This window comes from Pseudomonas sp. E315 (assembly GCF_055406205.1).
In genome coordinates, this window is sequence record NZ_JBUZPJ010000002.1 from 126,605 (window position 1) to 140,190 (window position 13,586).

Genomic DNA, 13,586 nt, shown 5'->3' on the forward strand with positions numbered 1-13,586 from the left:
TGGCTGAGCAAAGGAATACCCATGAGAAAAATAAGCTTGTTTTTAGGCTGCATCCTGCTGTGTGCAGGAATTGTTCAAGCCGCTGAAAAACCCTTGATCCGCATTGGTGCGCGAGTGTTCACCGAGCAAACCTTGCTCGCCGAAATCACCTCGCAATACCTCAATAGCAAGGGCTACAACGCTCAGGTAACGGGTGGGCTGGGCAGCAGTTTGGCTCGCTCGGCCCTTGAGTCGGGGCAGCTGGACATGGTGTGGGAATACACCGGTGTCTCGCTGGTGGCTTACAACCACGTCACCGACAAACTCGACAGCCAACAATCCTACGACCGGGTTAAAGAACTCGACGCAAAAAAGGGACTGGTCTGGCTGCACCCATCCAAGTTCAGTAACACCTACGCGTTGGCGTTGCCACAAAACGTGGCGCAGCAATACCCGCACATCAACAGCATCAGCGATCTGGACAAGGTGCTGCGCGAGCTAGCGGACGAAAAACCGCTGGTGGCACTGGATACCGAATTTGCTAATCGGTCTGACGGCTTGCTGGGCATGGTCGAGCTGTACGACATGGATCTGGGTCGCAAAAACATCCGCCAAATGGACTCAGGGCTGGTCTACACCGCCTTGAAAAATGGCCAAGTGTTTGCCGGTTTGGTTTACACCACCGACGGTCGTTTGAGCGCGTTCAACCTCAAGTTGCTCGACGACGACAAGCACTACTTCCCGGACTACACCGCCGCTCCGGTCGTGAGCAAAGCCTATCTGGACAAGCACCCGGATCTGGAAGGCTTGCTCAAACCGCTGGCTGATCTGTTTGACGACGAAACTATGCGCCAGCTCAACGCACGGGTGGACGTCAACCACGAAAGCCCATCGACGGTGGCCGCAGCGTTTTTGCGCCAGCATCCACTGAACTGAATCGAGGAGAAGACATGGAATTTCTTAACGCCTTTTCCCATATGGACTGGTCGCAGGTTTTACACCTGACTTGGCAGCACATCATGCTGGTTGGCATCGCTGTAACACTGGCCATCGTGGTTGGCGTGCCGTTAGGCGTGTTGATGACCCGCTTCCCATCACTGGCAGGCCCCATGCAAGCCAGCGCCACGGTGCTGCTGACCATCCCGTCCATCGCCTTGTTTGGCCTGCTGCTGCCGTTCTACTCCAAGTTCGGTCAGGGCCTTGGCCCGATGCCAGCGATTACAGCGGTGTTTTTGTATTCGCTGCTGCCCATCATGCGCAATACCTTTCTGGCCCTCACCGGCGTGGAGCCCGGTATTCGCGAAGCCGCACGCGGTATCGGCATGACCTTCAGCCAGCGCCTGCGCATGGTTGAACTGCCTATTGCAGTGCCCGTGATTCTGGCCGGTGTGCGCACCGCCGTCGTCATGAACATTGGTGTAATGACCATCGCCGCCACCATCGGTGCTGGCGGTCTGGGTGTACTTATTCTGGCTGCAATCAGTCGTAGCGATATGTCGATGCTGATCGTTGGCGCGGTACTGGTCAGCCTTCTGGCCATCTTCGCAGACCTGCTTTTGCAATGGTTGCAACGCACACTGACTCCAAAAGGATTACTCAAATGATCGAACTTCAAAACCTCAGCAAAACCTTCCAAAGCAACGGCAAAGATGTAAAAGCCGTGGACTCGGTAAACCTGACCGTCAACGAAGGCGAGATCTGCGTTTTCCTTGGGCCTTCGGGTTGCGGTAAAAGCACCACGCTAAAAATGATCAACCGCCTGATCAAGCCTACTTCCGGCAAGATTTTGATCAACGGCGAAGACACCACCGATCTGGACCCTGTCACCCTGCGTCGCAACATCGGTTATGTGATCCAGCAAATTGGTCTGTTCCCCAACATGACCATTGAAGAAAACATCACCATCGTTCCGCGCCTGCTCGGTTGGGACAAACAAAAATGCCATGACCGCGCTCGCGAACTGATGAGCATGATCAAGCTTGAACCCAAGCAATACCTCAATCGCTACCCGCGTGAACTGTCGGGCGGCCAACAACAGCGTATTGGCGTAATTCGCGCATTGGCGGCGGATGCTCCACTGCTGTTGATGGATGAACCGTTCGGCGCCGTTGACCCGATCAACCGCGAGATGATCCAGAACGAATTTTTTGAGATGCAACGCGCATTGAACAAGACCGTAATCATGGTCAGCCACGACATCGACGAGGCCATCAAACTGGGCGACAAAATCGCGATTTTCCGCGGTGGCAAGTTGCTGCAAATGGATCACCCAGACACTCTGTTGGCGCATCCGGCAGATGACTTTGTCAGCAACTTTGTGGGCCAAGACAGCACCCTCAAGCGTCTGCTGCTGGTCAAGGCCGAAGATGCTGCCGACAACGCGCCATCGGTCAGCCCTGAAACGCCAGTGGCAGAAGCACTGGAACTGATGGACGAACTTGACCGTCGCTATGTGGTGGTCACCTGCGCCGACAACAAAGCGCTGGGCTACGTGCGCCGTCGCGACCTGCACCGCCAAAGTGGCACTTGCGGCCAGTATTTGCGTGAGTTCACGGCCACTGCGGCATCCGACGAACACTTGCGCATCTTGTTGTCGCGCATGTACGAGTTCAACCGTTCGTGGTTGCCCGTGATGGACGCCGAGCGCGTATTTATGGGCGAAGTCACTCAAGAATCAATTGCCGCGTACCTAAGCTCGGGCCGCTCACGCGGGGCCAAAACCAGCATTGTCTCGCCAGCTGATATAGCTGTGGCCTAAACGCTACTCACCAGGGCTGCGATCTTCTGATCTTTAAACATCGCAGCCTTGGTCAGCGCCTGCGCGGGTAAGCGCCACCCCGGTTTTCTCCAAATCCCCTCCTGCGGGAACATCTGAACGTCATCAAGGTCGGTTACTTAAATAGTCCACCCTGAACCCACGACGAAATCGTGCAAAAACGCGACATTTTTTATTGATCAAAGCGCAATCACCCCCTACAGTTCGCGCCGAACATCCATGCTGGAAACGATCCATCCGGCTCAAGTACTGACGACGAGACAGCAAGGTCCATTTACCTTTTTTGCTTTCGGCGGACATGCCTTGGGAAGTAGGCGAACCAAAGTGGGGATACGGAGGATGTTCAGTTGCGCCCATTTATTTATGACGTTTGCCATCAGGAGTCCCCAGCATGTCGATCCAGGTCGAAGACTATTACGCGCGCGAAACCTTCAACAAAATGAAGGCTTTTGCCGACACTCAAGAAACCCCGTTTGTGGTGATCGACACTGCCATGATCAGCAAGGCTTACGACGACCTGCGCGCAGGCTTTGAATTCGCCAAGGTGTATTACGCGGTTAAAGCCAATCCGGCAGTCGAAATCATTGATTTGCTGCGCGACAAGGGTTCGAGCTTCGACATCGCCTCGATCTACGAGCTGGACAAAGTGATGGATCGCGGCGTCAGCCCGGATCGCATCAGTTACGGCAACACCATCAAAAAGTCCAAAGACATTCGCTACTTCTACGACAAAGGCGTACGCCTGTTCTCGACCGATTCTGAAGCTGACTTGCGCAACATTGCCAAGGCCGCACCGGGGTCCAAAGTGTATGTACGGATTCTCACAGAAGGCTCAACCACGGCCGATTGGCCTCTGTCGCGTAAATTCGGCTGCCAGACTGACATGGCGATGGACCTGCTGATTTTGGCTCGCGATTTGGGCTTGGTGCCTTACGGCATTTCGTTCCACGTTGGTTCGCAGCAGCGTGACATCAGCGTTTGGGACGCGGCAATTGCCAAGGTCAAAGTGATTTTCGAACGCCTCAAAGAAGAAGACGGCATTGTCCTTAAGCTGATCAATATGGGGGGTGGCTTTCCGGCCAACTACATCACCCGCACTAACAGTCTTGAGACCTACGCCGAAGAGATCATTCGCTTCCTTAAGGAAGACTTCGGGGACGACCTGCCAGAAATCATTCTGGAGCCGGGTCGCTCGCTGATTGCCAACGCCGGGATTCTGGTCAGTGAAGTGGTGTTGGTTGCACGTAAATCGCGCACCGCTGTCGAGCGCTGGGTTTATACCGATGTGGGCAAGTTCTCGGGCCTGATCGAAACTATGGACGAAGCCATCAAGTTCCCGATCTGGACTGAAAAGAAAGGTGAGATGGAAGAAGTCGTCATCGCTGGCCCAACGTGCGACAGCGCCGACATCATGTACGAAAACTACAAGTACGGTCTGCCGCTGAACTTAGCCATCGGCGATCGCCTGTACTGGCTCTCGACTGGCGCCTACACCACCAGCTACAGCGCCGTCGAATTCAATGGCTTCCCGCCACTCAAGTCCTTCTATTTATAAGTAGCAGCCCTCCCATACCTAAGTATGGGAGGGTGAGGCCAACCTTAATGATTGGCCGATGGCTCATTAATTAAGTGAGCGTAAAAACTTTAAAAAATCTGCTTGTTGCTTGGGCGCCTGCCTGATGGCTTCATCAGTCGCACCGCCCATCAACGCGCACACCTCCAAAAATTGCTGCAGAGCAGAGCGAATATTGTCAAGGGTGGTTACCCACTGATCACGCCCTTGGAGTAACTCTGTGTAGCTATTGATTTTTTCAGCCCTGTCAGTCAAAGCGTCGATTTCTTTTTTATTGCCTTTGAGTGCCTGTATTTCAACTTTCAATTTAGCGGTAATACGCGCCTTAGCGCTGTTCATATCTGAAAAATTACGAGCACTTTCAAAAAAGTCGATATATTTAGTCACCCGATCCAAAGCAACCACAATCAAGTCCGCATCCACCTTACCTACCAAGGCGGCTGCTAACGCTGCTTCGATTTCATCAGCTGTTGGCAAAATACCTTTGACATGATCCCACCATGTTTTCGATTGCAGTGCCTTAATAGCCGAATCCAGTATTTTTTTATCTTCTGTCAACTCGTCAATCTTGGCCTGCAGCCTAGTCGCTAGCGCTTCATGGCGCTCCAGTGCATCAGCATCAAAACTCATTAAGGGGTCGGCATAATGCTCCAAATTAAGCGCAGCCACATCGTTCAGTAAAGGAGCGATCTTTGACTTGCATAGCGTTGTAGCATCAACCAACCGTCGTACTCTACCCACATACACAGCCTTTACATTTTCAAGCGCAGAGCTGCGTCCCCCGTCCGTCAAACCCGCGCCAGTATTAATATCCGACCACTGCTTGAGTATTTCAGTAAAACCTGCACTGTTCACGACAACTTCAAGGCCAACACACTCACTTAACAAAGAACGTGTATAGGTGCTAATCCTTTGACTCGCACTATCAATACGCTCTTGCAAACCGCTGATAAAGCTGAACGCACGTCCTTCTTTCGCAACATTGAAAGCTCGAACACTGGCATGCACACCGACCATGTCCAATTGCGGATACTGCTCTTGTTTCACTACGGTAGCCATCATTAAATCCTTTTAATTAAAAACTACTTAATCTCATCATTAAATGCAGACGATATTTGATCAACATAACTTCTTATGTTCCCCCAAGGGGCAAGCACTAACGAAAACTCCAACGCAAACCTATGCAGCTTAGCGAGGTTATCAACCCCATCAAGACCATCGGCAGTTTCCTCCAAATACTTATAAATATGCTGCCATACTTGCGCCAATTGCTTAGCCCCCACTTCGGCGGCTAGCATACGGCCTCGCAGATCAACAAAGCTGCTGTTAACCGATGTGAGCAAAAGCAAAATCGCTTTCGTTTCGTCAATTTTACTGATGATTTCTTTGCGCCTTGCAATGGCATCGTTTTTAGTCGCACGCGTATCTTCGGCCTGCCATCCAAATACTCCCCCAGTTATAACCAGCCCAATCGGGCCGAATACAAGCCCCGTAAATGCATAGCCCACTTGGGTTTTGTACGTCTGCGCCAACCCTTCAATGAGTTGATCCAGATCTTCAAGTTCAATGAGTAGTTCTTCTGCGTCATCACTCAGTGCTGATTTCTTATAAGCTCTTACTTTCAATTCAACTTCCGGAATAAGCTCATCCGTCAACTTCCTCTCAAACTCAGCTGCCAGACGACTAAGATCCGCTGTCTTTTTGACATGACTCGCTGTCACGTCCATCATTTCCCTCAAATAGCCCTGAATGATTTCAACGCTTTCTTTCTGGCTCTCATTAACAGCAATGCCCGATAGTTCTTCAATCTCTTCTTCTGTCAAATCCTTTATCGTGCCACTCACAAAACGGTCATCGACAATCCTATCAATAACATTCAATATGCGACTTCCGCTGCCGACAAATTTATGCGCAAACGTATCGAGCTGCCGAGCGAGCTCCTTCGTTTCTTTCTCGAGCGTATCCCAACTGCCCGCGTGTTGCTTAACACGCTGATTAAATTGTTGAATGCTGGCAGGTTCCAGCTCAAAAATCCCAATTAAGGTATACCCTAATTGTTCTTCGACCTCACTTAAATCCGTCGGCAAGAGTCGCACTTCACGTACATAATTACGTAAGTTTTTTATATCACTGCGTCTAACTAAAAAAACTCTGTCTTCCGGTGAGGGCACAGCACCTTGCTCTCCTGAAATAAGTGCTAAGTATTGCTCAGGCACAAGCTGCGCAGCCTCAACCACTGACAAATCGGAAATGGCGCCTTCTATTTCACTCTCTACTAAATCTTCACTCATAAAATCTTCCTTGATTTATATATATACCTGCCATTAAAAGCTTAGGACATATAAAAACTTACTCTACGAGGAAGCAGAACTTTATGCTGTAGGAATCAATCAATAATTTAATACTTTAAACATTATGTGCAGTACTTAATGAGCAGGATGCCCGCACATTAAAATGTAGGAAATATAGAAACTGATCAATCCAAGTGACTTATACGCTCATCTTCAATGCTTCAATACGTCGCTGGTAAGTCTCGCCCATGTGTCTTACTTCAACATTCGAAGCACGACGCAACGTATCGCGACCTACTTGCAGAAACTTTAAGTTACCGCCTTCCATTGCACGTCTGAACCATTCCAAGGCACCTGCAACGTCTCCTTGCTCAAGCAGTATGGACGCGTGGCTGAATTGTCCGCGAAAGTCTGCGCCTCGGGCTGAGCATGCATACCAATGATGAGCCTCGGTCAGATTTTTCTCACAGTACTGACCTTGCTCCAGATAACGCCCCAGCAGGTTCATTGACTTGGCGTGCCCTAGCTCAGCCGCTTGGCGGTACAACGCCAAAGCCGTGACCTGATCCTCAGCAACGCCACGGCCAGTCGCCAACAGGTTCGCGTAGTTGTACATCGCCCAGTCCAGCCCGGATTCTGCTGCCTGCCGATACTCTAGCGCCGCTAAAGTGACATCTACCGCCCCGCCCCAGCCATGTTCCCAGCAACGGCCGAGCATATTGCGGGCCATCAAATGGCCGGCATTGGCCGCAATTTGAAACCACCGTTTGGCCAGCATCGGGTCGCGTTCAATGCCCTGCCCGTCGAGCAAAATCTGCCCCAGCAGCGCTTGCCCTTCGACGATGCCTTCTTTAGCCGCCATCAAGATGGCCTGCGCCGCCCGCGCCGGGTTTTCGGCCAGCATGGCTTTGAGTTGCTCACCATCGAGCACTTCCTGGCGTCGCAATTGAAACAAGCTCACGGCTTACACCTCTACCCAGCGACGCAACAGGTTGTGATACGTACCTGTCAGTTGAATCAACGCCGGGTGATCGGGCACATCGCGTGTCAGTTGCTGAATCGCGCCGTCCATTTCAAACAGCAACGTACGCTGGCTGTCTTCACGCACCAGGCTTTGGGTCCAGAAAAAGGATGCAAAGCGCGCACCGCGAGTGACGGCATTGACCTTGTGCAAACTGGTGCCGGGGTACAGCACCATGTCGCCCGCCGGGAACTTGACCTGCTGTGTTCCGTAGGTGTCCTGAATCACCAGCTCGCCGCCGTCATAGTCTTCAGGGTCGCTGAAAAACAGCGTCGCCGATAAGTCTGTGCGCACACGTTCAGGGCTGCCCTTGGGCTGGCGAACGGCGTTGTCGATATGAAAGTCAAAGCTGCCGCCCCCGGTGTAGCAGTTAACCAACGGCGGGAAGACTTTATGCGGCAAGGCGGCCGACATGAACTGCGGGTTTTGCCACAGCCGATCAATCATCGCAGCCCCAATTTCTTTGGCCAGTGGATGGCCTTCAGGCAATTGCAGGTTGTGCTTGGCTTTGGCCGACTGATACCCGGCCGTGATTTTGCCGTCGGCCCACGTCGTTTGCTCCAGCGCCTCGCGAATGCGCAGTACTTCTTCACGGGTAAACAAGCCGGGAATATGCAACAGCATGACGCGATACCTGATAGCAAAGGGATGGCAATGGTATTGATTCTTATTGTTCGTGTAAAACCCTGATCGATTCTGTAGACGAACGAGTGTGAAAAAACCGTAAAGCGAAACTGTAAAGAATGTAAATTTTGCGCTAATAGTAATTCCTCTCAATTGATAGAAGGAATTGTTTGCACTATATTTCGCGGCTCAAATTCTGGGGGAAGGGATCTTCAAATGTCGCGCCAACAATTAAAAATACCCGTCAGCTCACCGCGTTTACTGGCTTCGGCCATCGGCGTAGCAATCACTGCCACCTCTGCCGCACACATGGCACAGGCTGCTGAAAGCACTGAAGGTAAAACGCAGAGCAACAGTATTTCTCTCGGCGCGACAACCGTCTCGGGGGAGCAAACTGAACAGTCTTACCAGACTGAGAAAGCCAGCTCCTCTAAATACACAGCTCCACTGATCGACACCCCGCGCTCGATCACTGTGGTCCCGCAGCAACTGATCAAAGACACCGCAGCCACTTCGTTGCAAGACGCATTGCGCACTGTTCCAGGCGTGACCTTCGGCGCAGGTGAAGGCGGTAACCCACAAGGCGATCGCCCGTTTATTCGTGGTTTTGACGCCCAAGGCGACACCTTCCTTGATGGCGTGCGTGACACTGGCGCACAAAGCCGCGAGATATTTGCCGTTGAGTCGATTGAAGTTGCCAAAGGTCCAAACTCCGCAATTGGCGGGCGTGGCGCAGCGGGCGGCACCATCAATCTTGTGAGCAAAAAAGCTCATTTGGGTAACTCATTCGATGCCGGTTACACCTGGGGCTCGGATCAAACCCAACGCTACACACTGGATGGCAACTACCAGTTCAGTGACACCGTGGCGGGTCGTTTGAACCTGATGAGCCATGAAAGCAACGTCGCTGGTCGTGACAGCGTGAACTACGACCGCTGGGGCATCGCACCTTCGATAGCGTTCGGATTAGGCACTGACACCCGCGTCAACCTCGATTACTACCACATGGAAAGTAACGATCTGCCGGACTCGGGCATTCCGTATGGTTACTCCGTTGGTAAAACACACACTGCCGCCAGCCCGGACAAACCGAATGATGGCGGTGACAGCAGCAACTTCTATGGCCTGAAAAATCGTGATTTCCGCAAAACACGCACGGATATCACGACCTTTGCGTTCGAGCACGACTTTAACGACAACCTGACTATCAAGAACACTTTGCGTCACGGCAACAGCATGCAGGACTACATCCTGACCCAGCCGGATGACAGTAAAGCCAACGTGAACAACGGCAGCGTATGGCGTCGGGCTAACAGCCGAGTGGGCAACACTGCAACCACCACCAACCAGACAGACTTGTTTGGCGACGTTTACATTGCCGGCTTCAAGAACAGCTTCTCTACAGGTATCGAACTGAGCCGTGAGACCAGCGATAAATCGTCTTATACCGTCAATACAGACACCATACCGGGCGGCAAATCAGACACCAACTGTACACCTGGCATGATTGGCGCTCCGAGCGACTGGAACTGCACATCTCTGGGCAACCCGAACCCGAACGACCCTTGGAACGGCGCCATCTCGCGTAACTACGCGGGCACTGACACCTCAAGCACCACCCGCGCTATTTATGCGATGGACACTCTGGAACTTTCACCTGAGTGGCTGCTGAACATGGGGCTGCGTTATGACCACTTTGAGACCAAGTACAAGTCGTACACCGCAGCAGGCGCCACAACCTACAAGGGTAGTGACACCAGCGATTTCTTTAGTGGCCAACTCGGCCTGGTCTGGAAACTTGCACCTAACGGTAGCATCTACGTTTCGTATGCCACATCTGCAACGCCACCGGGTTCGATGATCGGTGAAGGCAATGAAACCAATACCTTGCCAGGTACGCCAGATCGCGGGGGGAATCTTCTTTCCAGCGACCTGGAACCAGAAGAAACCACGAACTACGAAATCGGTACCAAGTGGGATCTGCTCAATGACCGACTGTCTCTGACGGCTGCGATCTTCCGTACCGAAAAAGAGAACACCCGCGTACAAGTTGACTCTGACTCGTATGAAAACGCCGGTAAAACCCGTGTTGACGGTATCGAACTGTCGGCCTCCGGAAAAATCACCGAGCAATGGCAGGTGTTTGCGGGTTATAGCTATCTGGACGGCAAGCAACAAGACGGCGGCCCAATGAACAAAGCCACCGACGGCAACAAGCTACCTAACACTCCGCGCAACAGCGCCAGCTTGTGGACGACTTACGCCATCACACCAAAACTCACTATCGGTGGTGGTGCGTTCTATGTGGATGAAGTGTTCGGCAACGTCGCTAACTCGACCTACGTTCCGTCCTACACCCGCTATGACGCGATGGCCAGCTACAAGCTGACCAAAAACGTCGACCTGCAACTGAACGTGCAAAACCTGACGGACAAAACCTACTACGACAAAGCCTTCTCGACGCACTTCGCTAACCAAGCGGCGGGCCGTACTGCCTTGTTGACCACCAGCTTCCACTTCTAATCAGACGTTGAACGACACAAAGCCCCGCCCATGCAATGGCCGGGGCTTTTGTGTGTAAGACCAAGGGCTAATGCCCTCAGCCCTGCGGGGCGTAAACCTACACGGCATACTGCGCCGTGATGAATTCAATTGAGCAAGCAAGGCGGTCGTTGTGTTTAAGAAAACACTGTTTCAACTGCACTGGTTTTTCGGGATTACTGCCGGATTGATCCTGGCCCTGATGGGCATTACTGGCGCCACAGTGTCCTTTCAGGACGAACTGCTGAACTTGCTCAACCCTTCGGTGCTCAAGGTACAAAAACTCGACAGTGGTGTGCTGGCGCCCGCTGAGTTGGTGCGCAAGGTTGAGGCGACTGAAGGCAAGCCCGTCTCTATGCTGTGGGTGGGCGTAGACAGTGATAGCGCAGCGCGTATTTTCTTGACCCCGCCGCCCGGCCAACGCCGCGGTGAGCTGCGCTATGTGGACCCTTACACCGGTCATTCGTTGGGAGACGCCACCGGTCAGGGCTTCTTTGATCTGATGCTGCAACTGCACCGTTTTCTGGCCATTGGCCAAACCGGTCGCCAGATCACCGGGGCCTGCACCTTGATGCTGGTGTTCTTCTGCCTCTCGGGTCTGTATTTGCGCTGGCCGCGCAAGCCTTTGAACTGGCGCGTTTGGCTCACGCTGGATTGGGCGAAAAAAGGTCGCAGCTTTAATTGGGATCTGCATGCAGTGGCGGGCACCTGGTGCATGATCTTTTATCTGCTGGCGGCACTGACCGGGTTGTCGTGGTCCTACGAGTGGTACAACAAAGGCCTGCAAAAACTTTTCTCGGATGCCCCACACAGCGAACAACGCCAAGGGGGTCGCGGCAAGCCCGGGCCTGCGGGGCCAGCACCCATAGCCGATTACGATGCCATTTGGGCCAGCATCCAACAGGCGGCCGGCCCGCAATTGAGCACCTACAATGTGCGTATGCCACCTGTAGCCGGGCAGCCGGCGACGGTGTTTTACCTGCTCAAAGACTCACCCCATGAGCGCGCCTTCAACCAAATCGTGCTCGACCCGGCCACCGGTGCGGTCAAAAAACATGAGCGCTACGACGACAAAACCTACAAAGCCCAATTGCTGTCCAGCATTTATGCGTTGCACGTGGGCAGCTACTGGGGCTTGCCGGGACGTATTTTGGTCACCATCGCCAGCCTGACCATGCCGTTGTTCTTTATTACCGGCTGGCTGCTGTATCTGGATCGTCGTCGCAAAAAGCGTCAGATCAAACAAGCACGTCAGGGCTTTACCGCCGTTAACAAGAATGCACCTTCATGGCTCATCGGCTTCGCCAGCCAAAGTGGCTTTGCTGAGCAACTGGCTTGGCAAACCGCCGGGCAACTGCAAGCAGCAGGTTTGCCGGTACGGGTCGAGCCGCTGGCCAATGTCAGCGAAGAGGATTTACAGCAGTCGAGCAACGCGTTGTTTGTGGTCAGTACTTTTGGTGACGGCGAAGCACCCGACAGCGCCCGAGGCTTTGAACGTAAGGTGCTTGGGCAGCCGCTGGGTTTGAGCACGCTCAAGTATTCGGTGCTGGCGCTGGGCGATCGTCAATACCCGCATTTTTGCGGCTTTGCCACGCGGGTGCAGCAATGGCTAAGCGAACGCGGGGCGCAATCGCTCTTTGCACCCGTGCAAGTAGACAGCGGCGACCCCGAGGCGCTGCATCACTGGCAGCAGCAACTCAGCCAGCTCACAGGCGGCGCACCCAGTGCCAACTGGAAAGCGCCCAGCTACAACAACTGGACGCTTGAGCAGCGCGAACTGCTCAACCCCGGCAGCCGTGGGTCCAGCGTTTACATGCTGGGGCTCAGCGCGCCGGACGCCAGCTACACGTGGCAGGCCGGGGATTTGGTTGAGGTGATGCCACGCCAGTGTGAGTGGGCGGTTGAGCACTTGCTCGACGGTCTTGGCCTTGAGGCAAGCAGCCCCGTGCAATTGGACGGTCTCACAGAAACCTTGGCCCAAGCACTGGCCAACCGCCAATTGCCCGAAAATCGCGGGCATTTGGTGGGCCTGCACGCCCAGGCATTGGTGGATGCATTGATCCCGCTGAACATGCGCGAATACTCCATCGCCTCACTCCCGCAAGACGGCCTGCTGCAATTGATTGTGCGCCAGGAACGTCACCCTGATGGCAGCCTGGGCATTGGCTCGGGCTGGCTGACCGAACATGCGGCGGTAGGCACGACGATCAGCTTGCGCTTGCGTCGTAACAGCGGCTTCCATTTGCCAGCCGAAGCTTGCCCACTGATTCTGCTGGGCAATGGCACAGGCTTGGCCGGGCTGCGTAGCTTACTCAAGGCGCGCATTGCCCAAGGCCAACAGCGCAACTGGTTGTTCTTTGGCGAGCGCAATGCCGAGCATGACTTCTATTGTCGCGATGAGCTGCAAGGTTGGCTGGCCAGCGGTGACCTGGCGCGACTGGATCTAGCGTTCTCTCGTGACCAAGCACAGAAAATCTATGTGCAAGATCGCTTGCGTGAGTCCGCCGACGAACTGCAGCGCTGGCTACAAGACGGGGCCGCTATTTATATCTGCGGCAGCCTGCAAGGTATGGCGGCAGGCGTGGATCAGGCACTGATCGACATCTTGGGTGCAGATGCACTGGAGATGTTAATCGAGCAGGGTCGTTATCGCCGGGACGTGTACTGACCTACCGCGCCTGGAAAAAACAGCGCCTAGTGCCAACCAAACACCTGCCGCCTGTTTTACGACGGCGGCAGGTGGTGCAGGATCTTCGGCAAACCCGGCCTTTGTAGCAACTG

Annotated in this window: 10 protein-coding genes; 6 read left to right on the forward strand and 4 right to left on the reverse strand. The window is 53.6% G+C overall.

What is annotated here, in order from left to right:
- Nucleotides 1-21: 21 nt before the first annotated feature.
- The 4 genes from ACZRJQ_RS03905 to ACZRJQ_RS03920 all read left to right on the forward strand — a co-directional run bounded on the left by ACZRJQ_RS03905 (nt 22) and on the right by ACZRJQ_RS03920 (nt 4,310).
- A complete protein-coding gene (locus ACZRJQ_RS03905; RefSeq protein ID WP_463977106.1) occupies nt 22-915 on the forward strand; it encodes a glycine betaine ABC transporter substrate-binding protein in 894 nt (297 codons plus the stop codon).
- A gap of 14 nt (nt 916-929) precedes the next feature.
- A complete protein-coding gene (locus ACZRJQ_RS03910) occupies nt 930-1,583 on the forward strand; it encodes an ABC transporter permease (protein WP_463977107.1) in 654 nt (217 codons plus the stop codon).
- Complete coding sequence (locus ACZRJQ_RS03915; protein ID WP_463977108.1) at nt 1,580-2,737, forward strand: osmoprotectant ABC transporter ATP-binding protein OsmV; 1,158 nt, start codon at nt 1,580-1,582, stop codon at nt 2,735-2,737. The genes ACZRJQ_RS03910 and ACZRJQ_RS03915 overlap by 4 nt, the downstream gene beginning before the upstream one ends.
- Nucleotides 2,738-3,146: 409 nt before the next feature.
- Entirely contained in the window at nt 3,147-4,310 is a 1,164-nt protein-coding gene (locus tag ACZRJQ_RS03920; RefSeq protein ID WP_463977109.1) for a type III PLP-dependent enzyme, read from the forward strand.
- A 66-nt stretch (nt 4,311-4,376) separates the two neighbouring features.
- On the opposite strand, the gene ACZRJQ_RS03925 is transcribed toward ACZRJQ_RS03920, so the two are convergent.
- The 4 genes from ACZRJQ_RS03925 to ACZRJQ_RS03940 form a co-directional block, all read right to left on the reverse strand.
- Nucleotides 4,377-5,387 (reverse strand): alpha-xenorhabdolysin family binary toxin subunit B, encoded by a 1,011-nt coding sequence (locus ACZRJQ_RS03925; protein ID WP_463977110.1) that lies wholly within the window; start codon nt 5,385-5,387, stop codon nt 4,377-4,379.
- Between the two features lie 23 nt (nt 5,388-5,410).
- The gene (locus ACZRJQ_RS03930) at nt 5,411-6,619 is read right to left on the reverse strand and encodes an alpha-xenorhabdolysin family binary toxin subunit A (protein WP_463977111.1); all 1,209 of its coding nucleotides are present in this window, start codon (nt 6,617-6,619) and stop codon (nt 5,411-5,413) included.
- Between the two features lie 199 nt (nt 6,620-6,818).
- Nucleotides 6,819-7,523, reverse strand: coding sequence for a tetratricopeptide repeat protein (locus ACZRJQ_RS03935; RefSeq protein ID WP_463977347.1), 705 nt, complete (start codon nt 7,521-7,523; stop codon nt 6,819-6,821).
- A 60-nt stretch (nt 7,524-7,583) separates the two neighbouring features.
- On the reverse strand, nt 7,584-8,264 hold the full coding sequence (locus ACZRJQ_RS03940) for a Fe2+-dependent dioxygenase (RefSeq protein ID WP_463977112.1): 681 nt from the start codon (nt 8,262-8,264) through the stop codon (nt 7,584-7,586).
- 216 nt (nt 8,265-8,480) lie between these two features.
- On the opposite strand from ACZRJQ_RS03940, the gene ACZRJQ_RS03945 reads away from it, so the two are divergent.
- On the forward strand, nt 8,481-10,787 hold the full coding sequence (locus ACZRJQ_RS03945; RefSeq protein ID WP_463977113.1) for a TonB-dependent receptor: 2,307 nt from the start codon (nt 8,481-8,483) through the stop codon (nt 10,785-10,787).
- 151 nt (nt 10,788-10,938) lie between these two features.
- Nucleotides 10,939-13,473, forward strand: coding sequence for a PepSY domain-containing protein (locus tag ACZRJQ_RS03950; RefSeq protein WP_463977114.1), 2,535 nt, complete (start codon nt 10,939-10,941; stop codon nt 13,471-13,473).
- Nucleotides 13,474-13,586 lie beyond the last annotated feature (113 nt).